24 protein-coding genes are annotated in these 26769 nt (G+C 69.4%); 19 read left to right on the forward strand and 5 right to left on the reverse strand.

Annotated features, from left to right (window positions below):
* Positions 1-18: 18 nt before the first annotated feature.
* On the reverse strand, positions 19-1179 hold the full coding sequence (locus AC07PR_RS27790; RefSeq protein WP_495137176.1) for a LysM peptidoglycan-binding domain-containing protein: 1161 nt from the start codon (positions 1177-1179) through the stop codon (positions 19-21).
* Between the two features lie 227 nt (positions 1180-1406).
* On the opposite strand from AC07PR_RS27790, the gene def reads away from it, so the two are divergent.
* The 9 genes from def to AC07PR_RS27835 all read left to right on the forward strand — a co-directional run bounded on the left by def (position 1407) and on the right by AC07PR_RS27835 (position 9643).
* Complete coding sequence (gene def, locus AC07PR_RS27795; protein ID WP_495137177.1) at positions 1407-1919, forward strand: peptide deformylase; 513 nt, start codon at positions 1407-1409, stop codon at positions 1917-1919.
* Positions 1920-1930: 11 nt separating this feature from the next.
* Positions 1931-2887 carry a methionyl-tRNA formyltransferase gene (fmt, locus tag AC07PR_RS27800; RefSeq protein ID WP_495137336.1) on the forward strand — a complete coding sequence of 319 codons (957 nt, stop codon included), beginning with the start codon at positions 1931-1933 and terminating at the stop codon, positions 2885-2887.
* A 142-nt stretch (positions 2888-3029) separates the two neighbouring features.
* Positions 3030-3875, forward strand: a complete 846-nt coding sequence (htpX, locus tag AC07PR_RS27805; RefSeq protein ID WP_377158055.1) for a zinc metalloprotease HtpX — start codon at positions 3030-3032, stop codon at positions 3873-3875.
* Between the two features lie 173 nt (positions 3876-4048).
* The gene (locus AC07PR_RS27810; protein WP_495137178.1) at positions 4049-4489 is read left to right on the forward strand and encodes a hypothetical protein; all 441 of its coding nucleotides are present in this window, start codon (positions 4049-4051) and stop codon (positions 4487-4489) included.
* Positions 4490-4624: 135 nt separating this feature from the next.
* Positions 4625-5404 (forward strand): head GIN domain-containing protein, encoded by a 780-nt coding sequence (locus AC07PR_RS27815; RefSeq protein ID WP_495137179.1) that lies wholly within the window; start codon positions 4625-4627, stop codon positions 5402-5404.
* 101 nt (positions 5405-5505) lie between these two features.
* Positions 5506-6279: an AzlC family ABC transporter permease gene (locus tag AC07PR_RS27820; RefSeq protein WP_483108671.1), complete on the forward strand. Its 774-nt coding sequence runs from the start codon at positions 5506-5508 to the stop codon at positions 6277-6279.
* Entirely contained in the window at positions 6276-6605 is a 330-nt protein-coding gene (locus AC07PR_RS27825) for an AzlD domain-containing protein (RefSeq protein ID WP_377161605.1), read from the forward strand. Before AC07PR_RS27820 ends, AC07PR_RS27825 begins: the two co-directional genes overlap by 4 nt.
* Before the next feature lie 176 nt (positions 6606-6781).
* Positions 6782-7987 (forward strand): phosphoglycerate kinase, encoded by a 1206-nt coding sequence (locus tag AC07PR_RS27830; RefSeq protein WP_495137180.1) that lies wholly within the window; start codon positions 6782-6784, stop codon positions 7985-7987.
* A 93-nt stretch (positions 7988-8080) separates the two neighbouring features.
* A complete protein-coding gene (locus AC07PR_RS27835) occupies positions 8081-9643 on the forward strand; it encodes a M48 family metallopeptidase (RefSeq protein ID WP_495137181.1) in 1563 nt (520 codons plus the stop codon).
* A gap of 4 nt (positions 9644-9647) precedes the next feature.
* On the opposite strand, the gene pstS is transcribed toward AC07PR_RS27835, so the two are convergent.
* Positions 9648-10700 carry a phosphate ABC transporter substrate-binding protein PstS gene (gene pstS, locus AC07PR_RS27840; protein WP_495137182.1) on the reverse strand — a complete coding sequence of 351 codons (1053 nt, stop codon included), beginning with the start codon at positions 10698-10700 and terminating at the stop codon, positions 9648-9650.
* Between the two features lie 402 nt (positions 10701-11102).
* Between pstS and AC07PR_RS27845 the strand changes: the two genes are divergently transcribed.
* From AC07PR_RS27845 to AC07PR_RS27855, 3 genes are all read left to right on the forward strand, one after another.
* Positions 11103-13421, forward strand: coding sequence for an NADP-dependent malic enzyme (locus tag AC07PR_RS27845; RefSeq protein ID WP_377158045.1), 2319 nt, complete (start codon positions 11103-11105; stop codon positions 13419-13421).
* Between the two features lie 321 nt (positions 13422-13742).
* Entirely contained in the window at positions 13743-15173 is a 1431-nt protein-coding gene (pyk, locus tag AC07PR_RS27850) for a pyruvate kinase (protein ID WP_431101438.1), read from the forward strand.
* A 28-nt stretch (positions 15174-15201) separates the two neighbouring features.
* Positions 15202-15996, forward strand: coding sequence for a substrate-binding periplasmic protein (locus AC07PR_RS27855; RefSeq protein ID WP_495137183.1), 795 nt, complete (start codon positions 15202-15204; stop codon positions 15994-15996).
* A 71-nt stretch (positions 15997-16067) separates the two neighbouring features.
* Here AC07PR_RS27855 and AC07PR_RS27860 read toward each other — a convergent pair whose 3' ends face one another.
* Complete coding sequence (locus AC07PR_RS27860; RefSeq protein ID WP_431101440.1) at positions 16068-17087, reverse strand: ATP-binding protein; 1020 nt, start codon at positions 17085-17087, stop codon at positions 16068-16070.
* Between the two features lie 374 nt (positions 17088-17461).
* Here AC07PR_RS27860 and fba point away from each other — a divergent pair, with 374 nt between their 5' ends.
* From fba to AC07PR_RS27880, 4 genes are all read left to right on the forward strand, one after another.
* Positions 17462-18526, forward strand: a complete 1065-nt coding sequence (gene fba / locus AC07PR_RS27865; protein WP_377158039.1) for a class II fructose-bisphosphate aldolase — start codon at positions 17462-17464, stop codon at positions 18524-18526.
* 86 nt (positions 18527-18612) lie between these two features.
* Positions 18613-19038 carry a gamma-glutamylcyclotransferase family protein gene (locus tag AC07PR_RS27870; protein WP_377158037.1) on the forward strand — a complete coding sequence of 142 codons (426 nt, stop codon included), beginning with the start codon at positions 18613-18615 and terminating at the stop codon, positions 19036-19038.
* A 98-nt stretch (positions 19039-19136) separates the two neighbouring features.
* Complete coding sequence (locus tag AC07PR_RS27875) at positions 19137-20033, forward strand: phosphoribosylaminoimidazolesuccinocarboxamide synthase (RefSeq protein WP_495137184.1); 897 nt, start codon at positions 19137-19139, stop codon at positions 20031-20033.
* 7 nt (positions 20034-20040) lie between these two features.
* Complete coding sequence (locus AC07PR_RS27880; protein ID WP_495137185.1) at positions 20041-21186, forward strand: hypothetical protein; 1146 nt, start codon at positions 20041-20043, stop codon at positions 21184-21186.
* A 19-nt stretch (positions 21187-21205) separates the two neighbouring features.
* Here AC07PR_RS27880 and AC07PR_RS27885 read toward each other — a convergent pair whose 3' ends face one another.
* Positions 21206-22219 carry an extracellular catalytic domain type 1 short-chain-length polyhydroxyalkanoate depolymerase gene (locus AC07PR_RS27885; protein WP_495137186.1) on the reverse strand — a complete coding sequence of 338 codons (1014 nt, stop codon included), beginning with the start codon at positions 22217-22219 and terminating at the stop codon, positions 21206-21208.
* 161 nt (positions 22220-22380) lie between these two features.
* Between AC07PR_RS27885 and AC07PR_RS27890 the strand changes: the two genes are divergently transcribed.
* Positions 22381-23208 (forward strand): ferritin-like domain-containing protein, encoded by an 828-nt coding sequence (locus AC07PR_RS27890; RefSeq protein ID WP_483108678.1) that lies wholly within the window; start codon positions 22381-22383, stop codon positions 23206-23208.
* A gap of 175 nt (positions 23209-23383) precedes the next feature.
* On the opposite strand, the gene AC07PR_RS27895 is transcribed toward AC07PR_RS27890, so the two are convergent.
* The gene (locus AC07PR_RS27895) at positions 23384-24280 is read right to left on the reverse strand and encodes a LysR family transcriptional regulator (RefSeq protein ID WP_495137187.1); all 897 of its coding nucleotides are present in this window, start codon (positions 24278-24280) and stop codon (positions 23384-23386) included.
* 102 nt (positions 24281-24382) lie between these two features.
* Between AC07PR_RS27895 and AC07PR_RS27900 the strand changes: the two genes are divergently transcribed.
* Together AC07PR_RS27900 and AC07PR_RS27905 are read left to right on the forward strand one after the other, a co-directional pair.
* A complete protein-coding gene (locus AC07PR_RS27900) occupies positions 24383-24934 on the forward strand; it encodes a carboxymuconolactone decarboxylase family protein (RefSeq protein WP_377158028.1) in 552 nt (183 codons plus the stop codon).
* A gap of 126 nt (positions 24935-25060) precedes the next feature.
* Entirely contained in the window at positions 25061-26689 is a 1629-nt protein-coding gene (locus tag AC07PR_RS27905; RefSeq protein WP_495137188.1) for a 2Fe-2S iron-sulfur cluster-binding protein, read from the forward strand.
* Positions 26690-26769: the final 80 nt, after the last annotated feature.

Consider the following 26769-nt stretch of genomic DNA (forward strand, 5'->3'; position numbering starts at 1 on the left):
CCGCGCTGACCGCCGTGATTACGGCTGCGTGAACCGGTCGCCCGGGACGACCGGTTCCTGGACCGACAGGATCAGCGCGTACGACACGCGGTCGAAGACCTGGAAGACGAACAGCTGGCCGTGACGCTCGTCGGGCAGCCGGATCTCTTCGCGGCGCGCGGTGGTGGGGTCGCGCACGACGCGACCGGCATGCCACAGCGCCAGCACGTGACCGCGCTCGAGACCGTCGCGCTTGCCCTTGTTCAGCGCCACGATCTGGTTCTGGCCGGCGGTGATCGCATCGCCGTAGATCGAGATGATGGAGCCGTTGATCGGGCCTTGCGGCGCGTGGGGCACATAGCTCGTGTAGCCGCGCTCCGGCACCGGAGCGAGGCGGTCGCCCGGCTGTGCCTCGATGCGGTTCAGCGTCATCGTCAGCGTCGCGGGGACTTCGTTCTTCGTGCCGCCGCCACTGCCGGCGCGGGTCAGGTCCGCGGTGCCGACGTAGACGGCCTCGTAGCCCAGCACTTCCTTGGTCACCGGATCGCGCAGCGCGCGCGGCTCGCGGAAGACGCGGAAGGCATTCGCATCCGGCGGCAGGTTGCCGCGGGCATAGGCCAGGTCGCCCTTGCTCATCCAGACGCGGTTCTCCTGCGCCGAGACGATCCGCGGCGCGGTGTCCAGATCATTGCCGTTGAGCACCACGGCTTCGTTGAGGAAGGGCTCGATCAGGTGTTGCGGGATCGCGGCGATGGAGCCGTCGTACAGCGACTCGGAGCGCACGCGGGGCGACAGCTTCACCGTGCCGCCGGGGCCGCCCGCGCCCACGTCGCGGCCCAGCTGGAGGCGGGCGCGGCCGTCGGCCTTGATCAGCATCAGCACCTGGCCGGGGTAGATCAGGTGGGGATTGCGGATCTGGTCGTTGTTCATGCCCCAGAGCTCGGGCCAGCGCCACGGGCTCTTCAGGAAGATGCCCGAGATGGCCCAGAGCGTGTCGCCTGCCTTGACCGTGTACGTGTCGGGGGCGTTGGGCGCCAGCTCCGACAGGGGCACGCCGGCCTGGGCGACCTGCTGCGCCGTCTGGCGCTGTCCCTGGGTGATGGGGAAGTCCCCCGCCGCGAACGACGGCGCGGCGGCAAAGGTGCCCGCCAGCAGGGCTGCAGAAATCATCGTCAAGCCCAGCGGCCGCCTTTGCGTCATTACTTGTTCTCCGCGCGCCGAGATCGAAGGCCCCTCGTGGCCAATGGCGCTTTTGTGACGAGGGCCAGACTGACCGCCAAATCGGCGAAAATCAACCGTCTCGCTGGCGGCGATTCTGCCCCGGTTCAGGGGGCCCGGCAATGAACCGGCCCGCCCTCCCTTGCAAGCCCTTACAAACCGGCGTTGTGCGCTGTCCACAGCGGCTCACCGCGCCTCGCGTCCTCACCATGGCGAAACTTTCCATTCTTCGATACCCCGATCCACGCCTGCACACGGTGGCCAAGCCCATCGCCGCGGTCGACGACCGCCTGCGCGCGCTGGCCGACGACATGCTGGAGACGATGTACGACGCCGACGGCGTCGGCCTGGCCGCCACGCAGGTGGACGTGCACGAGCGCCTGCTGGTGATGGACGTCTCCGAGGAGCGCAACCAGCCGCTGGTGCTGATCAACCCGGAGCTCGTCGCGCGCAGCGAGGAGATGATCGAAGGCGAGGAGGGCTGCCTCTCCGTGCCGACCATCTACGACAAGGTCATGCGCCACAAGAAGGTCACCGTCCAGGCGCTGGACCGCGACGGCCACACCTTCCAGTTCGATGCCGAAGGCCTGCTGGCCGTCTGCGTGCAGCATGAGATGGACCACCTCGCCGGCAAGGTGTTCGTCGAGTACCTGAGCCCGCTCAAGCGCGAGCGCATCAAGACCAAGCTGGTGAAGAAGGCCCGCGAGGACGCGAAGCACTGATGGCCTCGGCTCTGCGCGTCGCCTTCGCGGGCACTCCCGAATTCGCCGCCGTGGCGCTGCAGGCGCTGCTGGACGCCGGCTTCGAGGTCCCGCTGGTGCTGAGCCAGCCCGACCGGCCCGCCGGTCGGGGCATGAAGCTGCAGGCCTCGCCGGTGAAGCAGCTGGCGGTGGCGCGCGGCATCGCCGTGGCCCAGCCGCGCAGCCTGCGGCTCGACGGCAAGTTCCCCGACGAGGCCGAGGCGGGCCGGCAGGCGCTGGCCGACGCGCGCCCGGACGTGCTCATCGTCGCCGCCTACGGCCTGATCCTGCCGACGTGGGTGCTGGAACTGCCGCGACTGGGCTGCCTGAACATCCACGGCTCGATCCTGCCGCGCTGGCGCGGCGCCGCGCCGATCCACCGCGCCATCGAGGCCGGCGACGCCGAGACCGGCATCACCATCATGCAGATGGACGAGGGCCTGGACACCGGCGACATGCTGCTGCTCGAGCGGCTGCCGATCGCCGCGGCGGACACGACCGCGACGCTGCACGACAAGCTGGCGACGCTCGGCGGCCGGCTGATCGTCGAGGCGCTGGAACTCGCCGCCTGCGGCGGCTTCCATCCGGTGAAGCAGCCCGAGGCGGGCGTCACCTACGCCCACAAGATCGAGAAGGCCGAGAGCCAGATCCGCTGGACCGACGACGCCGCGCAGATCGCGCGCCGGCTGCGGGCGTTCGATCCTTTCCCGGGCGGCGTCGCGCAGGTCGACGGCGAGGCGGTGAAGATCTGGCGTGCCGAGGTCGTCGAGGCGCAAGGCGCGCTCGGCGAGCCCGGACAGGTGCTGGTGGTCTCGCCCGACGGCCCGGTCGTCGCCTGCGGCGCGGGCAGCGTCCGGCTGACCGACCTCCAGCGTGCCGGCGGCAAGCGCCTGCCCGCCGCCGCGTTCCTGCAGGCGCGGCCGCTGCAGGTCGGTACCCGCTTCGCTTAACCCTGACTGAATCGTCGGTCAAACCGGACCGGCCCCGGCTTGAACCGGGCCGCCTTGCCGTCACATGGGACATCGGGACGGTGTACTGTCCGGGTGAGTTTCCCTTCGCGGCTCCGGCCGCTGTTTTCGAGGAGTGATTGCAATGTTCAACCTGATGAAGACCGCCATCCTGATGGCCGCCATCACCGCGCTGTTCATGGCGATCGGCTCCCTGCTGGGTGGCCAGACGGGCATGCTGATCGCACTGGTCGTCGCGGTGGGGATGAACTTCTTCAGCTACTGGTTCTCCGACAAGCTGGTGCTGAAGATGTACAACGCCCAGGAAGTCGATGAGCGCAGCGCGCCGCAGTTCTACAACATGGTCAAGGAGCTGGCCGCGCGCGCCCAGCTGCCGATGCCCAAGGTCTACCTGATCGAGGAGAACGCCCCCAACGCGTTCGCCACCGGCCGCAATCCGGAGCATGCCGCGGTCGCCGCGACCACCGGCATCCTGCGCGTGCTGTCCGAGCGCGAACTGCGCGGCGTGATGGCGCACGAGCTGGCCCACGTGAAGCACCGCGACATCCTGATCTCGACGATCAGCGCGACCATGGCCGGCGCGATCTCGATGCTGGCGAACTTCGCGATGTTCTTCAGCCCGCGCGACAGCGAAGGCCGTCCGGCCAACCCGATCGTCGGCCTGCTGGTGGCGATCCTGGCGCCGATCGCGGCCTCGCTGATCCAGATGGCGATCAGCCGCGCCCGCGAGTTCGAGGCGGACCGCGGCGGTGCCGAGATCTCCGGCGACCCGCAGGCGCTGGCGACCGCGCTCGACAAGATCCACCGCTATGCCCAGGGCATCCCGCTGGAGACCACCGAGCGCCACCCGGAAACGGCGCAGATGATGATCATGAATCCGCTCTCGGGCGGTGGCATCCGGGGGCTGTTCAGCACCCACCCGTCGACCGAGGAGCGCATCGAGCGCCTGATGGCGATGGCCCGCCGCTGAGCACCGCGACGCCGGGGCACGCCGATGGCGATCCCGGGCGCCGGAACCACGAAACACCGCCTCCGGGCGGTGTTTTTCATTGGATCGGGGGTGATGGCGTCGACGGCACAATGGCCCGATACCGCTGGTGCGCCTGTTTCAAGCGCCTGTCCCCGGCGGCCGCAAAGGACAGCATGAAGGCCTCTTCCCGTTCCCTGACCGCCTTGGCGGCGCTGCTCGGCGCCGCCGCGCTGCTGGCCGGCTGCGATCAGCTCGGCATCGAGGATCCCGCCAAGGTCGCGGCGGCCAAGCAGGCCGAGGGCAAGGCCATCGGCGGCGCCTGCCGCAACGCGCTGCGCGCCATCGAGGACTGCTACGCCCTGAACCCCAAGGCCCAGAAGGCGGCCGTCTACGACGGCTGGCGGGAGATGGACGAGTACATGCGCGAGAACAAGCTCGAGGGCACGCGTCCGCTGGTCGCGAACCCGCAGGCCAGCCGGCCCGGCGCGGCCGCGTCGGACGACGAGGAGGAATCGCCGCGCTCCGCCAAGGGGCAGGTCAGCGAAAAGGCCGCGGACAAGCCCGCCGACAAGACGTCGGACAAGACCTCGGACAAGGGCAAGGGCGGCCATTGAGCGTCGCCCGCTGCATTCGGCACATCGCCCAGCCGTGCAGTTGATCCCGTGGATGGTGCAGTTCGTCATCGCCCGGTCGCCGGGCGGGGGCGACGCGGGGAAGATACGATCATCCGAAAGATCAGGAGATCGTCCATGACCACCCCGTCCTTCCGCGCCACCCGCCGTCTGTTCGCCATCACCGCGCTGAGCCTGGCGTCCGTGGGCGCCGTCGGCACCGCGCAGGCCTGGTCGCTGAGCTTCGGCAGCTCGCAGCGCATCGAGGGCAATGGCGACGTCGCCGCCGATGCCCGCGACGTCGGCGCGTTCGACGCGGTGGCGTTGTCCGGCGACTTCAAGGTCTTCGTGCGCCAGGGCTCGGCCGACAAGGTCGAGGTCAAGACCGACCGCAACCTGTTCAGCTACATCGAGACCAAGGTCGTCGACGGCAGCAAGGGCCGCACGCTGGAGATCTCGCCCAAGCGCGGCTTCAGCCTGAACGCCCGGGGCACGCCGACGATCACGCTGGACATGCGCCAGCTGCGCAGCCTGTCGATCTCGGGCTCGGGCGACATCCGCGTCGAGCCGATGAAGACCGGCAACCTGGACGCCAGCATCGCCGGCAGCGGCGACCTGCGCGTGCAGGGCCTGGAGGCCGACCATGTGACGCTGCGCGTCGCCGGCAGCGGCGACATGCTCTTCAACGGCAAGGCCAACGCGCTGTCGGTGACGGTGGCCGGCAGCGGCGACGTCAAGACCCGCGAACTGATCGTGGACGAGGCCAAGGTCAGCATCTCCGGCAGCGGCGACGTCACCGTGGCGCCGACGCGCAAGCTGGACGTGCGCATCGCCGGTTCGGGCGACGTCGGTTACGTCGGCAGCCCGGAGATCAGCATGTCCAACGCGGGCTCGGGCTCGGTGCGCAAGCTGAAGTGAGCGCCTGACGCGGCGCCCTCGGGCGCTGTGTGGACGCCCCTCGACGCGACAGCGGGCGAGGGGCGATTCGTTTGGGCACCGCGCAGACGACAATCGCGCCCATGGCGGAAGGACTCTCGGCGCTGGTGCGCCACCCGGAATTCAAGCGCGGCGCGAAGGAGATGCTCGGCATCACGCTGGGCATCTCGGCCTGGGGGCTGGTGACCGGCGTGGCCATGGTCAAGAGTGGCCTGGGCGTGGGCCTGTCGCTGCTGATGAGCCTGACGGTCTTCGCCGGCAGCTCGCAGCTGGCCGCACTGCCCCTGCTCGCCAGCGGCGCACCGCTGTGGGTGCTGTGGGCCACGGCCTTCTGCGTCAACCTGCGCTTCGTCATCTTCAGCGCCCAGTGGCGCCTGTACTTCGGGCCGCTGCCGCGCACGCAGCGGCTGGTCATCGGCTACTTCGCTGCCGATCTCAACTACGTCGCCTTCCTCAAGCGCTTCCCCGACCTGAAGCCCGATCCGGACAACCAGCTCCCATACTTCTGGGGCGGCGTCGCGGCCAACTGGCCCGCGTGGCAGATCCCGGCCATCGCCGGCATCCTCCTCGCCGACCGCATCCCGACCAACTGGGGCCTCGGCTTCGCCGGTGTGCTGGCGCTGCTGGGGCTCAGCTACTCGCTGCTGAAGGACCGCAACACCTGGATCTCGGGCGCGGTGGCCGGCTGCGCGGCGGTGGCGGCGTACGCGTTGCCGCTGCGGCTGAACATCCTCGTGGCGATCGCCGCCGCGGTGGCCGTGGGGCTGCTGATGGAAAAGTGGCTCCCGCCGGCGTCGCCGGGACCGGGACCCGGACCGACCAGCTCGTCCGGTTCCTCCTCGGGGAGGCCGGCATGAGCGTGTGGGAGGCGGCGCTGGGCATCCTCGGCATGGCGGTGATCACCATGGTCACGCGCAGCTTCTTCATGATCCCGGATCGCGAGGTCCCGCTGCCGCAGTGGGTCCGCGACGGCCTGCGTTATGCGCCGCTGGCGGCGCTCGCGGCGGTGATCGTGCCGGAGATCGTCATGACGCAAGGGGAGCTGATCCACACCTGGAAGGACGCGCGGCTCTATGCCGCGGCGGTCGGCACGGCCTACTTCTTCTGGAAGCGCGGCATCCTCGGGACCATCATCAGCGGCACCGCGGTGATGCTGACGCTGCGGATCGGGCTCGGCTGGTGAGCGGCCGGCCGGGCGGGCGGTCGCCGGTTTCAGCGGCGTTCCGTAACCCGCTCGGAGGGGGCGTGCCGTCACGCGGCTGTTAAGCTGCGGCCCGATTTGCCGGGCTTCTCCCGCTGCGTCGCCACGACGCGCGAGCACCTCGGCGCACCGCTTTCCAACTACTCGAAGCTCATCCCATGAACGTCCTGCCGAACGTCCAGCGTTTCGCCGATCTGATCGCCGCCGGCAAGGTGGCCGACCAGCGCGTGTTCATCCGCGCCGACCTGAATGTGCCGCTCAACGATGCCGGCCAGATCACCGAAGACACCCGCGTCCGCGCCTCCATCCCCGCGATCGAGATGGCGCTGAAGGCCGGCGCGGCGGTGATGGTCACCTCGCACCTGGGCCGTCCGACCGAGGGCGAATTCAAGCCCGAGGATTCGCTGGCGCCGGTCGCCAAGCGGATGGGCGAACTGCTCGGCCGCGACGTGCCGCTGGTCGCGAACTGGGTCGACGGCGTTGACGTGAAGCCGGGTCAGGTCGTGCTGCTCGAGAACTGCCGCGTCAACAAGGGCGAGAAGAAGAACAGCGAAGAGCTGGCCAAGAAGATGGCTGCGCTGTGCGACATCTTCGTGCACGACGCCTTCGGCACCGCGCATCGCGCGGAGGCCTCGACCTACGGCATCGCACAGTTCGCGAAGATCGCCTGCGCCGGCCCGCTGCTGGCGGCCGAGATCGACGCGATCAGCAAGGCGCTGGCCAATCCGAAGCGTCCGCTGGTGGCGATCGTGGCGGGCTCCAAGGTGTCGACCAAGCTGACCATCCTGCAGTCGCTGTCGAAGAACGTCGACGGCCTGATCGTCGGCGGCGGCATCGCCAACACCTTCCTGCTGGCGGCCGGCCTGAAGATCGGCAAGTCGCTGGCCGAGCCCGACCTGGTCGGCGAAGCCAAGGCCGTGATCGAGTCGATGAAGGCGCGCGGCGCCGCGGTGCCGATCCCGGTGGACGTGGTGACGGCCAAGACCTTCGCCGCCGATGCGCCGGCCACGGTGAAGGCCGCGACCGACGTCGCCGACGACGACCTGATCCTGGACATCGGCCCGAAGACGGCGGCCCTGCTGGCCGAGCAACTGAAGGCGGCCGGCACGGTCGTGTGGAACGGCCCGGTCGGCGTGTTCGAGTTCGACGCCTTCGCCCACGGCACCGAGACCATCGCGCGCGCCATCGCGGCGTCGGAAGCGTTCTCGATCGCCGGCGGCGGCGACACGCTCGCGGCGATCGCCAAGTACGGCATCGAAGACCAGGTGGGCTACATCTCCACCGGCGGCGGCGCCTTCCTCGAAGTGCTGGAAGGCAAGACGCTGCCCGCGTTCGAGATCCTGGCCAAGCGCGCGCAGGGCTGAAGCCGCGCGGCGGCTGAGCATCGAGGGCGCCGTCGAGCGCCCTTTTCTTCGACCCGGTCCCACGCAGGACACGGGCGCAGAGGGAGGAGGATCATGAGCGACATCGACGGCACGACGCCTGCGGTGCGCGGTGCGGAGACCGGCATCGCGCCGGTCTGGCTGGCGCTGATCGCGCTGGCGGCCTCGTTCTTCCACCAGCTGATGCTGCTCGTGCCAGCGGCGCTGGTGACCCTGGCGCCGGCCGCCGTGTTCGACAACTGGCTCTTCTGGGGCGCTGGCGTGTTGGCATTCGTGCTGATGGCCTGGCTGGCGCAGCCGAGCTGGCACGGGTCGCCGCACCGCCTGACGCGCGAGCAGGCGCCGCGGCTCTACGCCCGCGTCGACGAGATGACCGATGCCATCGGGGCTCCGCGTCTCCATGCCATCGCGATCGACAACAGCATCAACGCGGGCGCGCTGGAGGAACATCGCGGCGTTTCGCTGCGGCCGACCCGGCGCGTGCTGATCCTCGGCCTGCCGCTGCTGCGCCTGCTGGATACCGCCGCGGCGGAGGCGGTCATTGCGCATGAGCTGGGGCACTTCTCGCGTCGGCATGGGCGGCTTGGGCACTGGCTCTATCGCACGCGTGCGGCCTGGACCGCCTGGGCCGCGAGCGTTCGCGAGGACGAGGACGACAGCAGCCCGTGGGATCGCGCCGGCGCGAACTTCGCGGAGCTCTTCCTTCCGTGGTTCAGTCGCGCCTCCGAGGCGCATTCACGACGCTGCGAATTTGAAGCGGACGCGCTCGCGGCGCAGTGGGCGTCGCCGGAGGCGTTGGCGCGTGCGCTGCTGTTGATCGAGATTGCCGTGATGCGCCAGGGCAAGGCGTCCACCTCGCTGGACGTGGATGCGCTGCGCGCGAGCGCAGAGCCACCCGCGCAGTGGGCGGACCACGCAGCGCAGGAGCTGCTGGCGCATCCACCGACGCCAGAGGAAATCGCCGAAGCGCTGCGCCATCGCCAGCCGCAGGGAAGCCATCCGCCGCACCGCCAACGGATGGAGGCGCTCGGCGTGGTCGGAGAGTCGATCGAGTTGCGGCCTCCCGCCTGGGAAGAGAGCGCCGCCGCCCATTGGCTGGACGGCGTCTGGCCGGAACTCTGCCAGGCTCGAGGGCCGTGGGCGGGCGTCGGCGAGCGCTTGAGCTGGGCGATGGCGCACGAGGCGCTGGTCGGGCTCGACGCGGACGGCCGGCCCGTGCTGCCGCAACTGCCGGAGTTGCCGGAGCCGTCGGACGACGCAGCCTGGCGTCGTCTCCATCGCCGGCAAGCCGCGGCCCAGGCGGCGATCGAGCACGGACAGGTTCAGCCTTGCGATCTCGCGCCGTCGCAGATCGAGGCGCTCCGTCGGGCGGTGTCGGTCAACCCGGCCATCGTGCAGGCGTGGCTCTTCGACGTGCCGGTCGAGCCGCCGACCGTGGCCGTCGTGTTGCGCGTCGATCCCGAGCGGATGATCGCGATGAAGCTCACTCTCGAGCAGGTCGCGACGACCTTGGCATTGACGATGGGATTCGTGCTGCCCGCAGGACGCGACTGGATGCCGCGCTTCAGCTACATTACCGAGGGACTGCCGCCTGAATTGCAGGCGCGTGTCGATGTGACGCCGCGCCTGAAGGGTTGAGGCTTCAGATCCCCAGATACGCCGGCAGCTTCCCGTCGGCCGGCTTGACGGCCGCGAAGCGTGCGGCCAGCTTCGACTGCAGTGCCACTGGCAGCGGCGCGAAGCCGGTGCCGCGTGTCAGGTCGTCGCCGTGCATGAAGCACCAGTACAGGAAGCTCATCACCGGCGCCGCGCCGGCGCTGGTCGCGGGCGTCGCGTCGATCAGGATGAAGCTGGTCATCGTGATGGGCCAGCTCTCCGCGCCGTCGCGGTCCATCAGCGAAGCCAGGTCGTCGCCCTTGCGCGAGAGATCGCTGTTGGCGATCGCCGACTTGAAGCCGCTCTCGCCCGCCGCCACCCACTGGCCGGCGGCATTGCGCAGGCGCACGCCGTTGAGCTTGTCGCGCTGCACGCGGTCGTAGCTGACGTACGCGATCGTGCCGGGCGCCGCCTTCAGCGCCTTGGCCATGCCGTCGTTGCCTTCGGCGGCTTCGACGTCGCCGGGCCACTTCGGCTGCGCGTTCACGCCGATGTCTTTCGCGAAGGCCGGCGACACGGCGGCCAGGTAGCGCGTGTAGCCCTCGGTCGTGCCGGACTTGTCGACCCGCACGATGCGCTTGACCGGCAGCGCCGGCAACGCGACACCCGGATTCAGCGCGGCGATGCGGCCGTCGTTCCACTTCGCGATGCGGCCCATCATCAGCTCGGCGAGCAGGTCGCCGGTGAGTTGCAGGCGGCCCTCCGGCACGCCCGGCAGGTTGACCACCGGCACGATGCCGCCGACCAGCATCGGGATCTGCACGAGCTTGCGCTTGGCCAGTTCCTCCGCGGTCAGTGGCGAGTCGCTGCCGCCGAAGGCCACGCCGCGCGCGGTGATCTGCTTGACGCCGTCGCCCGAGCCGGTCGGCTTGTAGCTCACGGCCTGACCCTTGGCCTTCTCGTAGGCCGAGGCCCAACGGCCGTAGACCAGCGAGGGGAACGAGGCCCCGGCCCCCGCCAGCGCAGCGGTCTGCGCGAACAGGACCCGCGGTGCGCCGAAGGCGAGGGTGACGGGGAGGGCGGCGGTGAGTCGCAGCAAGGCACGACGCGGAAAGGCGGGACGAGAACAAGCGGGACGAGGAGAGGCGGGACGGGAGGCAGGCACGGCGGAAGCTCGGAAGAGGTAGTCGACAGCGGGGCGCATTCTAGTGAGCACGTTCTTCGCACGCCGTGATCGATGCCCGGTGGCGGCACTTGCGGGCGGATCCAGGGAGGTTGTTCCCACTTGCGGGCAAATCCCGATGCGGATTCCACTGCGCGCATCGGCGATTGCCATCTTTGCATGGGAGTTAAAGCTGAATTCATCGCGCCGCCGGAGCCGGAGGATTAAGCTTTGCGCCCCCCAGGCCCCATTACCGGGCGGTTACGAAGGCGCGATGTCGCGCCGCGAAGACCGACGACGACAGGGCGCCGGGCCTCATTCATCGCGACGGAGATTTGCATGACCGACAAGAACGACGACCTCGACCTGAGCCCGGCCGAGGCCGCACTGCGCGAGGCGGCGCGGGACTACCACCGCTTCCCGACGCGCGGCAAGATCGCCGTCACGCCGACCAAGCCGCTCGCCAACCAGCGCGACCTGTCGCTGGCCTATTCGCCGGGCGTCGCCTATCCCTGCCTCGACATCGAGCGCGACCCGTCGCTGGCCGCGGACTTCACCTCGCGCGGCAACCTGGTGGGCGTCATCACCAACGGCACCGCGGTGCTGGGCCTGGGCGACATCGGCCCGCTGGCCGCCAAGCCGGTGATGGAAGGCAAGGGCTGCCTGTTCAAGAAGTTTGCCGGCATCGACGTCTTCGACATCGAGCTCGCCGAGCGCGACCCGGACAAGCTGGTCGAGATCATCGCGGCGATGGAGCCCACGCTGGGCGGCATCAACCTCGAGGACATCAAGGCGCCCGAGTGCTTCTACATCGAGAAGCAGCTGAGCGCGCGGATGAACATCCCCGTCTTCCACGACGACCAGCACGGCACCGCGATCATCTCGAGCGCGGCGCTGCTCAACGGCCTGGAGCTCGTCGGCAAGGACATCGGCGCGGTGAAGGTGGCGGTGTCGGGCGCCGGCGCCGCGGCCATCGCCTGCCTGGACGTGATGGTCGGCCTGGGCGTGAAGCGCGAGAACGTCTTCGTCGTCGACTCCAAGGGCGTGGTCCAAAGCGAGCGCGCCGACGCCGGCAAGCTCGACGAGTCCAAGCGCCGCTACTGCCAGATCACGTCGGCGCGCACGCTGGCCGACGTCGTCAAGGACGCGGACGTGTTCCTGGGCTGCTCGGCCGCCGGCGTGCTGACCGCCGAGATGGTCAAGACCATGGCGCGTCAGCCCATCATCCTGGCGCTGGCCAACCCCGAGCCGGAGATCCGTCCCGAGCTCGCGAAGGAAGCGCGCCCCGATTGCATCGTCGCGACCGGCCGCTCGGACTATCCGAACCAGGTCAACAACGTCCTGTGCTTCCCGTACATCTTCCGCGGCGCGCTGGACTGCGGCGCGACCAAGATCACCGAGGCGATGAAGCTCGCCTGCGTGCGCGAGATCGCCGAGCTGGCCAAGGCCGAGACGCCGCCGGAAGTCGCCGCCGCCTACGCGGGGCAAGACCTGGCCTTCGGTCCCGACTACATCATCCCCAAGCCCTTCGACAGCCGTCTGATCCTTCGCATCGCGCCGGCGGTGGCCAAGGCGGCCGAGGAGTCCGGCGTCGCCACGCGTCCGATCAAGGACATGGCCGCCTACCGCGAGCAGCTCTCGCGCTTCGTCTACCAGACCGGCATGTTCATGCGCCCGGTCTTCGCCGAGGCGAAGGCCCATCCGGCCCGCGTCATCTACGCCGAGGGCGAGGATGAACGCGTGCTGCGCGCCGTGCAGGTGGCGCTCGACGAAGGCCTGGCCAAGCCCACGCTGATCGGCCGCCCCGAAGTCATCGCGATGCGCCTGAAGCGCGCCGGCCTGCGGATCAAGCTGGGCGAGGATGCCCTGGTGATCGACCCTGAGAACGACCACCGCTTCCGCCAGTACTGGGAGGCCTACCACCAGGTCATGGGCCGCAACGGCTTCACGCCGGAGATGGCCAAGTCGGCGGTGCGCCGCTCCAACACGACGATCGGCGCACTCGCGATCCAGCTCGGCGATGCCGACGCCATGATCTGCGGCACGGTGGGTCGCTTCGACTCGCACCTGGAGCACATCCAGAACCTGATCGGTCTGAAGCCGGAGGTTTCCAACTTCGCGACGATGAACGCGCTGATGCTGGAGCAGCGCACGCTCTTCATCGCCGACACCTTCGTCAACGAGGATCCGACCGCCGAGCAGCTTGCCGACATCGCCTGGCAGGCCGCCGAGGAACTGCAGCGCTTCGGCCTGCCGCCGAAGGTGGCGTTCCTGTCGCACTCGATGTTCGGCAGCAGCAAGCGCGCGTCGGCGGTCAAGATGCGTCGCGCCCGCGACCTGTTCGCCGCCGCCTACCCGAACATCGAATGCGACGGCGAAATGCACGGCGACGCGGCGCTGTCCGAGGACGTGCGCAACAACTTCCTGCCCGAATCGACGCTCTCCGGCTCCGCCAATCTGCTGGTGCTGCCGACGCTCGACGCCGCGAACATCCTGTTCAACGTGCTGAAGGTTGTCGGCGGCCAGGGCGTCACGGTGGGTCCGATCCTGCTGGGCGCCAAGCGTCCGGTGCACATCCTGACCCCGTCGGCGACGGTGCGCCGCATCGTCAACATGACGGCGCTGGCGGTGGCCGACGTCAAGGCCGCGAAGGCCTGATCTGATCCTTGCATGGAGGTGGCATGGCCACCCCCGGCGAGGAGGCTGAGCGAGGGCGCGCGGAGCGCGCTTCCATGACTGACTGGGCGCAGACTGTCTGAGGGCAGCGAGCCGAAGGTGAGCGGACCGAGTTGGGCGCCCCTCGCGAGTGCCGAGTCGCGGGGGGTGGTCATGCCACCGAGGCTCGGTCTTGGCGACCCAGGCTCGGTCCCAGCGACCGATGCCGTTGGAAACTGTGTCGTAACTCGTGGAAACTGTTCCGAGGTCGTTCTTGCGGCTCATAATCGACCGCTGTAACTAAATTTCAGACAGAGACAAGACATGTCCCGTGCCACCAAGATCGTCGCCACCCTCGGTCCTGCTTCGTCGTCGCCCGAGGTCCTGGAAAAAATGATCCAGGCCGGCGTCGACGTGGTGCGGCTGAACTTCTCGCACGGCAAGGCGCAGGATCACATCGACCGTGCCCGCATGGTGCGCGAGGTGGCGGCGCGGGCTGGCCGGCAGGTCGCGATCATGGCCGACCTGCAGGGTCCGAAGATCCGTGTCGGCAAGTTCGAGAACGGCAAGATCGAGCTGGTGAACGGTACGCCCTTCGTGCTCGACGCTGACCGCACCGAGCCTGGCAACGAGATGGTCGTGGGCCTGGACTACAAGGAGCTGCCGCGCGACGTGAAGCCCGGCGACACGCTGCTGCTCAACGACGGCCTGCTGGTGCTGACGGTCGAGGCGGTGCGCGGCTCGCAGGTGCACACCGTCGTCAAGCAGGGCGGCGAGCTGTCCAACAACAAGGGCATCAACAAGCAGGGCGGCGGCCTGACGGCGCCTGCGCTGACCGGCAAGGACATGGAGGACATCAAGACCGCGATGTCCTTCCAGTGCGAGTACCTGGCGGTGAGCTTCCCCAAGAACGCCACCGACATGGAAATGGCCCGCCAACTGGCCAATGTCGCCGGCGAGCCTTTCCGCCACAAGCCGGGGATGATCGCCAAGATCGAGCGCTACGAAGCGATCCCGCACCTGGAAGCGATCCTGAAGGCCTCCGACGGCATCATGGTCGCCCGCGGCGACCTGGCCGTGGAAGTCGGCAACGCCGCCGTGCCCGCGCTGCAGAAGCGCATGATCAAGATGGCGCTGGAGCTCGACAAGGTCTGCATCACCGCGACGCAGATGATGGAGTCGATGATCGTGAACCCGGTGCCGACTCGCGCCGAGGTGTCCGACGTCGCCAACGCCGTGCTCGACGGCACCGATGCCGTGATGCTGAGCGCCGAGACGGCCGCCGGCCGCTTCCCCGTCGAGACCATCCAGCAGATGGCCGCGATCGCGCTGGAGGCGGAGAACGCCGAGTTCGTGACGCTGGACACCGACTTCGCGAACCGCCAGTTCGGCCGCATCGACCAGTCGATCGCGATGGGCGCGCTGTTCACCGCGCACCACCTGGGCTGCAAGGCGATCGTGGCGCTGACGGAGTCCGGCTCCACGGCGCTGTGGATGAGCCGCCACCGCATCCACGTGCCGATCTACGCGTTGACCTCGCAGGTCCTGACGCTGCGCAAGATGGCGCTGTACCGCAATGTGACGCCGCTGCTGATGCCCAACTTCAACGATCGCGACGAGGCGCTCAAGGCTGCCGAGGACCTGCTGATCGAACGCGGCGTGCTGATGCCCGGCGACACCTATGCGATCACCTGCGGCGAGCCGATGGGCTACCCGGGCGGCACCAACATGCTGAAGGTCTGCCGCGTCGGTTGACGGGGCAGCGGACATCCGGAGCCGCGCCGTGACCCCGCTGCGCCGCCGCGATCTCCTGATCGTCGGCGCCGGCGCGACGATGACGGTCGGGACCGTGCTCGCGCAAGGTGGCGCGGGCGGCGTCGGCGGTGCCGGCGCCGATGCCGCTCCAGGGGTCGTCGTGGACGGCCGGGAGCCGGTCCGGCTCGCGATCAGCGAGCAGACGCACAAGCCCTTCGTCCTGCCGCTGCTCAAGCAGATCGCCGAGGCGGCCGACCTGCAATGGGAATTGCTGCTGCTGCCCTGGCCGCGCGCGCTGCTGGGCGCGCAACTCGGTCAGCACCTGGTCTTCGGGCTGTCGCGCAGCCCTGCGCGGGACAGGCTGTTCGCGTACAGCCAGCCGGCCTTCGTGAGCCGCGGCTGGCTGGTCGTGCCGAAGGCGAAGCCGATCCGGTTCGACAAGCTCGAAGACCTGCGCGGCCGCGCGCTGTGCGTGCCGCGCGGCTCGACCTACGGCGCCGCGTTCGAGGAGGCGCGCCAGCAGCAGCTGTTCCGCGTCGAGGGCGGCGGCAACGATCTCGGGGGCCGCGTGCGCATGCTGACGGCGGGGCGCTGCGACGCGATGCTCGCGACCCACCGCGGCAGCGCTGCCGCGCTGGAGCGGCGGCTGCGCGCGCTGCGCAATGGGGCGCAGTTCCTGGTCCTGCCCAAGCCTGTGGTGGAAGAGGGCATCCTGTTCGGCGCCGCCAAGGGCAGCGAACCCGCCGCATTGCTGCCGCGTCTGGACGAGGCGATCGCCCGCAGGCGAGCCGCGATCCAGGCCTTGGTCGACAGCGATCTCTGAGCGCGGTTCCTGGACGGCGGACTGGACGCCGCGGCGACGGCGAAGCGGCGCCCGCGGCGTTGTGGCCGGCCTCAGGCGTTGCGCGCGGCCTGCACCAGCGCGGCGATGCGCGGTGTCATGTTCAGGGGCACGAGTTCCACTTCCTGGTGCGCGCGCGCGAAGACGCGGAACAGCTCGTCCGCGAAGGCGTGGCCCACATCGGTGACGCCGTCGAAGTCCACCTCCGCCCGCTTGAACTGCGGCAGCCGCGCCGCCACGCGCCTGGCCTGGGCGCGCGAGTCCAGCATCTGCCCCGCGACGACCACCAGGTTCAGCATCACCCGCGTCTGGTCGAAGGCGATGCCGGTGCCGTCGACGCTCCACTGCTCGAGCACCTGCTCCAGCGTGCGCGTGCTGTCCAGCGACATCGCCATGTAGATCGAGCTGCCCTGGCGCGGCAGGCCCTTGCCGTCCTTCCACGCGTTGCCTTCCCAGGCGCGGCGCTGGAACGCCTTGCCGTTGGCGTGGATGTCGAAGACGTCCGCCAACTGCGAGCTGAAGAACAGCCCGCGCCCGGTGTGCGCCTGCGGCTGCGTCGTCAGCCGGCCCTTGCTGAGCTCCAGCATCGCGTGGCGCGCATCGGTCAGCTCATAGGTGTCGCGGATCTTGTCGAAGACGCCGCAGCCGTCGTCCGACACCAGCAGCTGCGCGTGCGTCGGCGTCTGGCGCAGCGACACGGTGACGCTGGTCCCGCCGCTGTGGTCGATGGCGTTGTTCACCAGCTCGGTGAAGCCGTGCTGGATCATCCGCGCGACGTGGCGCGGCAGCGCGAAATGGGGCGCGTAGTCGCGCTGCCAGACCACGTCCTCCATCAGGCCGTGCAGCGTGTAGCTGCGCGCCACCTGCCGCAGCGCGCCGGGTCCGAACACCGGCCGGCGGGCGGTGCCGGAGCGCGTCAGCCAGTGGGCGTCGACCAGCCGGCGCAGCGCGGCCAACGTGGCGCGGTGGCTGGCCCCGGTGCGTTCTTCGACGAAGGCGGGGAGGTCGAGCGAGTGCTCATTGGCGGCGGCGGTGATCCAGAGCGTCAGCTGATCGATCGCGAGGCGGGTCATGAAGTTCCTGGAAGCGGCGGTCGCGCGGGCGGTCCTCGCCGCCGGCGGCGGGGCAAGGCACGGCGCTTGCTCCGACGGGGCGGGACGCCCGGGCGACAGCCTACCGGCCGCTTCCGCCGCCGCGCAAGCGCACAGACCCCTGTCCGGGGGGAGTGCGCTTGCGCAGATGCGGTCTGCGCCCGCGACAGCCCCCGGGACGGTGGCGCCGGCGGCCCTGACGGGTGCTGGTATGGCACCAGTTCAGGGGGAGCCCCAGGTTCGTTACAGAGCCGGTCATGGGGGCTGGCTAGAATCCCGACCAGTTACGGCGCGGTTACGGCGAGGTTCGGCGCTGGCCCGCGGCCCAGGATTTTTCACTATCTCGGAGAACTCTCATGGCACTCGTCTCGATGCGCCAGCTGCTGGATCACGCAGCCGAACAGGGCTACGGCATTCCAGCGTTCAACGTCAACAACCTGGAGCAGGTGCAGGCCGTGATGGCCGCCGCCGACGAGGTCGGCGCCCCGGTGATCCTGCAAGCCAGCGCCGGCGCCCGGAAGTACGCTGGTGAAGCCTTCATCAAGCACCTGATCCAGGCCGCGGTCGAGGCCTACCCGCACATCCCGCTGGTGATGCACCAGGACCACGGCACCAGCCCGAAGATCTGCGAAGGCGCGATCAACCTGGGCTTCGGCTCGGTGATGATGGACGGCTCGCTGATGGACGACGGCAAGACGCCGGCCAGCTTCGACTACAACGTGGACGTGACCCGCCGCGTCGTCGAGATGGCGCACAAGGTCGGCGTCACCGTCGAGGGCGAACTGGGCTGCCTGGGCAACCTGGAAACCGGCGACGCGGGCGAGGAAGACGGCATCGGCGCCGACGTCAAGCTGGACCACAGCCAGATGCTGACCGACCCGGAAGAGGCCGCGGTCTTCGTCAAGGCGACGCAGCTGGACGCGCTGGCCATCGCCATCGGCACCAGCCATGGCGCCTACAAGTTCTCGCGCAAGCCCACCGGCGACATCCTGGCGATCTCGCGGGTCAAGGAGATCCACAAGCGCATCCCCAACACCCATCTGGTGATGCACGGCTCGTCGAGCGTGCCGCAGGAACTGCTGGCGATCATCAACCAGTATGGCGGCCAGATGAAGGAGACCTTCGGCGTGCCCGTCGAGGAGATCCAGGAAGCGATCAAGCACGGCGTGCGCAAGATCAACATCGACACCGACATCCGTCTGGCGATGACCGGCGCGGTGCGCAAGTTCCTGTTCGAGAACCCGGACAAGTTCGACGCCCGCGAATGGCTGAAGCCGGCCCGCGAGGCCGCCAAGCTGGTCTGCAAGGCGCGTTACCTGGAGTTCGGCTGCGAAGGCCAGGCCCCGAAGATCAAGCCGCGCAGTCTGGTCGACGTGGCCGCCGCCTACGAGCGCGGCGAGCTGGCGCAGGTCGTCCAGTAAGCGCCTGACGCAAGCGCGTTGAACCGAACCGGACCGGCCTCGCGCCGGTCCTTTCACATCCGCCCTCGTCTTTCGGGAGCCCGGCCATGGCGCACGCTTTCACCTACGGCACGCTGATGTGGCCGGACATCATGGCCCGCGTCTGCGGGCCCGACGCCGAGCCGGCCGCGACGCCCGTATCGGCCACGCTGGCCGACCACGCGCGCCATCCGGTCCGCGGTCACGACTACCCCGCGATGATCCCGGCGACCGGCCACCATGTCGTCGGCCGGCTCTACCTCGACGTGCCCGACGCCGCGTGGGAGCGGCTGGACCGCTTCGAGGGCGACGACTACGAACGCCACGAGGTGCTGGTGACGCTGGCCGACGGCAGTTGGCGGCGGGCCTGGACCTACCTGTTCAAGCCGGCGCTTGTCGCGTCGCTGGACGACGGCGATTGGGACGAGGCGCGCTTCGAGCGCGAGGGGAAGGCGCGCTTCGTGTCGCGCTACGTCGGATTCACGTCGATCTGAAGCGCATGAAAGCGGATGACGGCGGCGCCCTGGGGCGGGTGGGGTTCCCACGCCGCCTCTAGAATCCTCGCTTTGCTGTTCCGACCGACTGCACACCCATGACCGCCGCCCTGCACACCTCGTCGATCACCTCCCTTCCTCTCATCGCACGCGGCAAGGTGCGCGAGAACTACGCGGTCGGCGAAGACCGCATCCTGATGATCGCGTCGGACCGCATCTCGGCCTTCGACGTCATCATGAGCGAGCCCATCCCGGGCAAGGGCGCGCTGCTGACGAAGATGGCGCTGTTCTGGTTCGACAAGCTGGACGGCATCGTTCCCAACCACCTGACCGGCGACGATCCGCTGTCGGTGGTGACGGAGGCCGAGAAGGCGCAGGTCCGCGACCGCGCGATGCTGGTCAAGCGCCTGAAGCCGCTGCCGATCGAGGCGGTGGTGCGCGGGTACCTGGCCGGCAGCGGCTGGTCCGAATACAAGGCCAGCGGCAAGGTCTGCGGTGTCGAGCTGCCCGCCGGCCTGCAGAACGCCAGCAAGCTGCCGCAGCCGATCTTCACGCCCGCGACCAAGGCGGAGATGGGCGACCACGACGAGAACATCGATTTCGAGCGCTGCGCGCAGATCATCGGCCGCGAGATGGCCGAGCGCGTGCGCGACATCGCGATCCGGCTGTACCAGCGCGCCGCGGACATTGCGCTGACCAAGGGCATCATCATCGCGGACACCAAGTTCGAGTTCGGCCTCGACGCCGACGGCACCCTGACGCTGATGGACGAGGTGCTGACGCCCGATTCCTCGCGCTACTGGCCGGCGGAAAGCTACGCGGTCGGCAGCAACCCGCCGAGCTACGACAAGCAGTTCCTGCGCGACTGGCTGGAGCAGGCGACCGTGGACGGCCAGCCCTGGGGCAAGGTCGCGCCGCCGCCGGCGCTGCCCGAGGACGTGATCGTCAACACGTCCGCGAAGTACCAGGAAGCGCTCGAACGGCTGACACGCTGAGGCCGGCATGCACGACGCTTCAGCCCCGCCTTCCGCCGCCGCCGCCCCCCAGGTGATCAAGTCCCGGCTGCTGAAGCAGCTGGAGAAGGACATCGCCGCCGCGACCTCGCCGATGGCCTCGGCGGCCGCGCGGGCCAAGCGCGCGATGCTGCTGGCGCGGCACGGCGCCGTGGCCGAGGCGCGCGAGGCGCTGACGGCGCTGCATCAGCTCTCCTTCCAGCACCCGCATCCGGAGATCGGGGCCTGGCTGCACATGGCCGAAGGCCTGATGAGCTACTACAACGGCTTCGTCGCGCAGCAGGCCTGGGACCGCATCCAGCGGGCGCACACGATCGCCGGCACCACGCCCGCGCTGGTCGAGGTGCGCGTGCTGGCCTCGGCCTGGCTGGCGCAGCTGGCCTTCATCCGCCACGACCCCGCGGCGCTGGTCGAGCATGCGAAGCGCTGTCTCGACGAGGCGCTGCCCGAGCACAACGTGGCGCTGGCGCGCGTGGCCATGGCGATGGGCGTGGGCTGGCATTACGCCGGCGACATCGAAGCCGCGCAGCGCTGGTACATCCGCGCGCGGCGTCACGCGTCGGTCGAGGGGGACGACGCGTCGCTGTCCGCGCTGATGTTCAACATGGCCGGCATGCGCGCGTCGCAGCTGCGGCGCGAGAGCCTGTCGGGCCTGGCGCCGCGCGGTCCCGAACTGCTGCTGACGGTGGACTCGATGCACCACTTCGACGAGGCGGTCGGCGCGCAGATGATGGCGGAGCTCACGCCGGTGCTGCGCGCGCAGGTGCTGACGATGCAGGGCGGTTTCGACGAGGCCAGACGCCTCTACGAGGAGCATCTGCCGCAGGCGATGTCGTTGGGGCTGGAGCGCCTGGGCAGCAGCCTGCTGTCGGACCTGGCCTGGTGCCGGGCCAACCTCGGACAGCACGAGCACGCGCTGCATCAGGCGCGCGAGGCCGAGATCGAGCTCGATCCCGATTGCGAGCTCGACGACCGCGCGATCACGCACAGCCGGCTGGCGCAGACCTTCCAGCTGCTCGGCGAGACGGCGGACGCGGACCGCCACCAGGCGCTGGCGGACGAGGCGTGGCGACAGTTCGCCGAACAGCAGCAGCAATGGCGTGAGCTGATCGCGGCAAGCGCGCTTCAGGCCTGAGCGGGCCGTCCCCGCGCACTCAGCGCGGGGACGCGAAGCGCTTCGCGATGAAGCGCCAGATCATCGCCGTCGCGTCCGGGCCGTTGGGATCGCTGAACGGCTCCTTCGCGGGCCCGCCGCTCCAGGCATGCGCGAGGCCGTCGATCTCGACGAGCGTCGCCGCGACGGCGCTTCCGCGCTTGAAGTCGACGATCGTCATCGGCAGCCGCTTGCCGCGTTGCACCCGACGGTCCTGCACCGTCGCCGCTCCGGCGGCCAGTGCCCACTGGCGCGCGGCCTCGAACGCATTCGGCGTCGCCACGATGCGGTCCTGATTGCCTTGGATGACGAGCAACGGCGGCCAGGTCGCACCGCCGTCCACCGCGGCTGCCTCCGCCTGGCCGCGCATGGCACGCAGCGCCGTCGTTGCTGAGCTCGCCAGTCCCGGAGGTACGCCCGAATGCATCGCGATGGCGCGGAAGCGCTCCGGATGCAGTGTCGCCAGCAAGGCGGCCATGCCCGCGCCGGCGGACAGCCCCACCAGCGCGACGCGCTCGCGATCGGCGCCGTGGAGTGCACAGACCTGATCGATGGCGGCGAGGATCAGCGCGGCCTCCCCCTGCGCGCGACCGGACTCGGTGTCGAACCAGTTCCAGCAGCGCTGCGGATTGGCGAGCCGGCTCTGCTCCGGATAAAGCACCAGCAAGCGCTCACGCGCCGCGAGCCGGTTCATCCGCGTGCTGCGCGCGAAGCCGGCCGGATCCTGGCCGCAGCCGTGCAGCATCACGATCAGCGGCGGGCGTTCGCCCGGCGTGAGGCCCGCGGGCCGGAACAGCTTGAAGCGCCGCATGCCCGCCCGCGCGGTTGCCAGCCCGGACAGCCAGTCCCCGAGACCGGGCGATGGATGCGGCGGCGTCTTCTTCAGGCCGGGCATCACATCAGGCGCGGCGCTGCGGGCGGCCTTGGTCGCCGCGCGCATGACCTGGCCCGTCACGGCGCGCAGGCCCTTGTTCCAGGCCTTGCGCAGGGCGGCGGTGGACGAGCGTTTGGGCATCGAGGGGGAGGGTGGACCGACACATTCTGAGGCCTGACGGTGTCGGTGCTCTTCCTCATACCCCTTGAAACAACGATGAAGGGCTGCAATGCCCCATGGATCCTGGGTGTTCTCGAATTGCACGCACACCGATTGCCGCAGGTCGCGCCATGATCGCCCCCATGTCACCGACCCGCTGGTCCCTGCAAGACCTGGACCTCTCCCGCATCGAGCCTGCGCGCGTGCGCGAGCACGATGCGCTCTTCCTGCTGGTCTGCAGCGCCTCGTTCATCGAGAGCGGCAGCGACATGTACACGCGCAACCTGATCGAGCATTTCGCCGACGATGCCGAGGTCGGCGCCTGGCTGCGCGACCACTGGGAGCCGGAGGAACTGCAGCACGGTGCCGCGCTGAAGGCCTATGTGCGGCACGTGTGGCCGGGTTTCGACTGGGAATCGGCCTATGCCGGCTTCTTCGAGGAGTACGCGCGGCTGTGCACCATGGACGAGCTCGAGCCCACGCGCGGCCAGGAGATGGTGGCGCGCTGCATCGTCGAGATGGGCACGACGACCTACTACCAGGCCTTGCACGAGGCCACGGACGAGCCTGTGCTGCGCGACCTGTTCTGGCGCATCCGCTGCGACGAGGTGCAGCACTACAAGAACTTCTTCGCCTTCTTCCGCAAGTACCGCGAGATCGAGGGCCTTCACCGCGGACAGGTGCTGGCCGCGCTTGTGCGTCGCGCGTTGGAACTGCGTAAGGAAGACGCTTCGATCGCGTTGAGGCACGCGGTCAACGGGCGCCTGCGCACCGGCGGTGTGGACGGCGGGCCCGCGCCCATCGCCAATGCCGAGCAATTGACGAAGGACGCCATCCAACTCGTCAGTGCGAATCTGCCGATGGGCCTGGCCGTGCGCATGACGCTGAAGCCGCTGCTGCTGCGGCCCGGCGTGCAGCGCGTCGTCGAGCGTCCCCTCGCCGCGCTCGGCCGCCGTGTGCTGCTGACCTGATCCCGCCCCCCGCCCCCCGCGACAGATGCAGATGCCAAGGCCCGCATGCCTGGGCCTCACTGGGGCCGGAATGGGGCTTGGGGGTCCTGGAGGGATCCCCCATGCCCCGTGGAGAGCCCGCGCTTGGCGTTGCGCAGTCATTCCCGCGCCAAGCCTTGCGCAATCGCTCCCGTGATCAGCGCCGCAAGCGTTCCACCGCCAGATCGATGAACGCCCGCACCTTGCGCGACGCCCGCAGCCCTTGATGCTGCAGCGCTTGCACGGGCACGGCCGGTGGCGCGAACTTCGCGAGCACCTCCACGAGTTCGCCGGACGCGAGTTGCGTGTCGACCATGTAAGACAGCACGCGCGTGATCCCGAGTCCTTCAGTCGCGGCCAGGATCGCATGGTCGTTGCTGTTGGTGGCCAGCCGCGCCCGCACGGCGACCGCGACGCTCGGTGCGTCAACACCTGACCCCTCGCGGAATTTCCATTCCGTTCCCGGCTCCACGCCGAGCGCCGAGATCACTGTGTGCTTCGCGAGATCCGTCGGCTGTTTCGGCGTCCCGTTCTGCTTGAGATAGGCCGGCGACGCGCACACCACGCGCCGCACCGTCGCGAGCGGTGTCGCATGGAAGGACGCATCGGGCAGGTCGCCGATGCGGATCGCGACATCGACGTCCTCGTTGAGCAGGTTGACGTTGCGATCGAGGAAGCGGCACTCGACCTCGGTCTCCGGATAACGCTTCAGGTAGTCGAGCACGACCTCGTTGAGCTTGAGCCGCCCATACATCACCGACGCGCTGACGACGAGTTTCCCGCGCACCGCGCCGTGGGATCCGCTGGCTGCCTGCTCGATGTCCTGCAACTCACCGAGCACCCGGCGGCAGTCCTGCGCATAGCGCTCGCCGACCTCGGTGACCTTGACGACGCGCGTCGTGCGTACCAGCAGCCGCACGTTCATCGCGGCCTCGAGCTCGCTCACCGCGCGCGTGACGACCGGCGCGGACACGCCGAGCCGCCGCGCCGCCGCGGAGAAGCCGCCGTCCTGGACGACGGCCACGAAGATCGCCATGGCATCGAGCTTGTCCATATCGTTTCTGATCCAGAAAGAGTCATTTCCCCGGCGCGCCGATTCTCTCCGCGGGGCATGAAGGCCACCATTCGTTCACCTTCAACCCACCGGAGAACTTCCATGAGCCGCATCCACGTCGTCGAGTCGTCCACCGCCACGCCCGAGCAGAAGGCGCTGCTGGACGCGATCCAGGGCCAGCTTGGCATGGTCCCCAACTTTCTCAAGGTCTTCGCCAATTCGACCACGGCGCTGCAGGCCTTCCTCGGCCTGTACGGCGTCGCCAACGGTGGCAGCCTCGATCCGCTGGACCGTGAGCGCATCGCGCTGGCGCTGGCGCAGCAGAACGGCTGCCAGTATTGCGTGTCGGCGCACACGGCGATCGGCCGCAAGACGGGGCTGTCCGCCGAAGAGATCGCCGCCGCCCGCGCCGGCACCAGCGACGACGACACCTCGGCCGCGATCCTGAAGTTTGCGCAGAGCCTGATGGAGAAGCGCGGCGAGATCTCCGCGCTGGAGCTGACCCAGGTCCGCGCCGCCGGTGTCGACGAGGCGCAGATCGTCGAGATCATCACGCACGTCGGCATGAACTTCCTGACCAACATCCTGGGCAAGGCCAGCCTGGTCGAGATCGACTTCCCGAGCGTGAAGCTCGAACTGCCGGCGGCGGCGTAAGCGGCGCCGCTCGCGCGGAACGTCGGCCACGGCCGGCGCCGTTGCCGCCGTCATCGCCATCGCCACCGCCACCGCCCCCTCCACCGCGACAGCCGTCGTCATCGTCATCCTCATCGGGAGCTCATCATGGGACGCGCCTATTCCGACATCACGTTCACGCCGACAGTCCGCGAGGTCCAGTCGGAGAGAGGGAGTCGCGAGCAGTACGCGTTCCTCGACACGATGAGCGACCGCGGCGATGTGCTGACGCCGCGCGAGTCGCAGTTCCTCACCGACGCCGATCACTTCTTCCAGGCCACCGTCAGCGAGACCGGCTGGCCCTACGTGCAGCATCGCGGCGGTCCGAAGGGCTTCCTCAAGGTGCTGGACGCGAAGACGATCGGCTTCGCGGACTTCCGCGGCAACGTGCAGTATCTGAGCGTGGGCAATCTGCGGAAGGACGATCGGATCTCGATGATCGTCGTCGACTATCCGAATCGCCGCCGGCTGAAGCTGCTCGGTCGCGTGGAGCTGGTCGAGGCGGGCGACAGCGCGCAGGGCGACGCGGCGATCGCCGCCGTGAGCGACCCGGCCTACGGCGCGACGGTCGAGCGCGCCTTCCTCATCCGCATCGAAGGCTGGGACTGGAACTGCCCGCAGCACATCACGCCGCGCTTCACGGAGGCCGAGGTCGCGACGCTGATGGCGCCGATGCGCGCGCAGGTGCAGAAGCTGAAGACGCAGTTGAGCGAAGCCAAGGCGGCCATCGCCGCGAGTGCGGAGCCCGCCAGGCCGGTTGAGCCGCTCGCGCTCGGCGACGGCCCGCTCGCGCTGACGATCAGCGGCGTGCGTCAGCTGACGCCGTCGGTCCGCGCGTATGAGCTGCGATCCGCCGACGGCTCTTCGCTGCCGGCGGTCGTCGCGGGCGCCCACCTCGATGTGCCGGTGCGGCTGGCCGACGGCACGCTGTCGACGCGCAGCTACTCGATCGCGTCGAGCCCGCATCGTACCGATGCCTACGAGATCGCCGTGCTGCACGAACCCGAGGGCAAGGGCGGGTCGGCGGCCGGGCATCAGGACTTCGCGCTCGGTGTCCGTCTGAACTGCGGGCTGCCGAGCAACGCGTTCGCGCTGGTGGACGTGCCACACAAGGCCGTCCTGATCGCCGGCGGCATCGGCATCACGCCGATCAAGGCGATGGCCCACGCGCTCGCCGCGCGGGGCGAGGCCTTCGAGCTGCATTACGCGGTCCGATCCCGCGCGGAGGCACCGTTCCTCGGTCAGCTGATCGAGGCATTCGGCGATCGCGTCACGGTGCATGCGAAGGACGCGGGCGATCGCCTCGATGTCGCGACGCTGATGCTCGCCCTCGGCGAGTCCGATCACGTCTATGTCTGCGGCCCGTCCCGCCTGATCGACGCCGTCTCGGCGGCGGCCGCATCCGCCGGCGTCCCCACCGGACGCGTGCACTTCGAGAAATTCAGCGTCGACACCGCCAGGCCCGACGACCGCGCGTTCGTCGTCCACCTCGTCCGCAGCGGCAGGGACATCGTCGTCCCCGCCAACCGGTCCATCCTCGAGGCCGCGGAGGCGCAGGGCGTGCGGGTGCCGGCGTCGTGTCGCATCGGGAACTGCGGCACCTGCGCGACGCGTGTCGTCGCCGGCACGCCCGAGCATCGCGACGAGGTGCTCACCGACGCGCAGAAGACGGAGCAGCAGCTGATGTGCGTCTGCGTGTCGCGGACCGCCGGCGAGGCGCTGACGCTCGACCTCTGACCCGCCGACTCCGCAGATCGCACGCCGGGCCCGTTCCCCGCCGCCTTTGGAGGGCGCTGCCAACAGCGCCCTGTTGATCC

The sequence above is a fragment of the Roseateles sp. GW821-FHT09H11 genome, assembly GCF_059415845.1.

What these genes read in the sequence shown, in the direction of transcription:
- AC07PR_RS27790 (WP_495137176.1), bottom strand. Translation starts at nt 1,179, where the DNA reads ATGACGCAAAGGCGGCCGCTGGGCTTGACGATGATTTCTGCAGCCCTG.
- def (WP_495137177.1), top strand. Translation starts at nt 1,407, where the DNA reads ATGGCGAAACTTTCCATTCTTCGATACCCCGATCCACGCCTGCACACG.
- htpX (WP_377158055.1), top strand. Translation starts at nt 3,030, where the DNA reads ATGTTCAACCTGATGAAGACCGCCATCCTGATGGCCGCCATCACCGCG.
- AC07PR_RS27810 (WP_495137178.1), top strand. Translation starts at nt 4,049, where the DNA reads ATGAAGGCCTCTTCCCGTTCCCTGACCGCCTTGGCGGCGCTGCTCGGC.
- AC07PR_RS27815 (WP_495137179.1), top strand. Translation starts at nt 4,625, where the DNA reads ATGACCACCCCGTCCTTCCGCGCCACCCGCCGTCTGTTCGCCATCACC.
- AC07PR_RS27820 (WP_483108671.1), top strand. Translation starts at nt 5,506, where the DNA reads ATGGCGGAAGGACTCTCGGCGCTGGTGCGCCACCCGGAATTCAAGCGC.
- AC07PR_RS27825 (WP_377161605.1), top strand. Translation starts at nt 6,276, where the DNA reads ATGAGCGTGTGGGAGGCGGCGCTGGGCATCCTCGGCATGGCGGTGATC.
- AC07PR_RS27830 (WP_495137180.1), top strand. Translation starts at nt 6,782, where the DNA reads ATGAACGTCCTGCCGAACGTCCAGCGTTTCGCCGATCTGATCGCCGCC.
- AC07PR_RS27835 (WP_495137181.1), top strand. Translation starts at nt 8,081, where the DNA reads ATGAGCGACATCGACGGCACGACGCCTGCGGTGCGCGGTGCGGAGACC.
- AC07PR_RS27845 (WP_377158045.1), top strand. Translation starts at nt 11,103, where the DNA reads ATGACCGACAAGAACGACGACCTCGACCTGAGCCCGGCCGAGGCCGCA.
- pyk (WP_431101438.1), top strand. Translation starts at nt 13,743, where the DNA reads ATGTCCCGTGCCACCAAGATCGTCGCCACCCTCGGTCCTGCTTCGTCG.
- AC07PR_RS27860 (WP_431101440.1), bottom strand. Translation starts at nt 17,087, where the DNA reads ATGACCCGCCTCGCGATCGATCAGCTGACGCTCTGGATCACCGCCGCC.
- fba (WP_377158039.1), top strand. Translation starts at nt 17,462, where the DNA reads ATGGCACTCGTCTCGATGCGCCAGCTGCTGGATCACGCAGCCGAACAG.
- AC07PR_RS27870 (WP_377158037.1), top strand. Translation starts at nt 18,613, where the DNA reads ATGGCGCACGCTTTCACCTACGGCACGCTGATGTGGCCGGACATCATG.
- AC07PR_RS27875 (WP_495137184.1), top strand. Translation starts at nt 19,137, where the DNA reads ATGACCGCCGCCCTGCACACCTCGTCGATCACCTCCCTTCCTCTCATC.
- AC07PR_RS27880 (WP_495137185.1), top strand. Translation starts at nt 20,041, where the DNA reads ATGCACGACGCTTCAGCCCCGCCTTCCGCCGCCGCCGCCCCCCAGGTG.
- AC07PR_RS27885 (WP_495137186.1), bottom strand. Translation starts at nt 22,219, where the DNA reads ATGCCCAAACGCTCGTCCACCGCCGCCCTGCGCAAGGCCTGGAACAAG.
- AC07PR_RS27890 (WP_483108678.1), top strand. Translation starts at nt 22,381, where the DNA reads ATGTCACCGACCCGCTGGTCCCTGCAAGACCTGGACCTCTCCCGCATC.
- AC07PR_RS27895 (WP_495137187.1), bottom strand. Translation starts at nt 24,280, where the DNA reads ATGGACAAGCTCGATGCCATGGCGATCTTCGTGGCCGTCGTCCAGGAC.
- AC07PR_RS27900 (WP_377158028.1), top strand. Translation starts at nt 24,383, where the DNA reads ATGAGCCGCATCCACGTCGTCGAGTCGTCCACCGCCACGCCCGAGCAG.
- AC07PR_RS27905 (WP_495137188.1), top strand. Translation starts at nt 25,061, where the DNA reads ATGGGACGCGCCTATTCCGACATCACGTTCACGCCGACAGTCCGCGAG.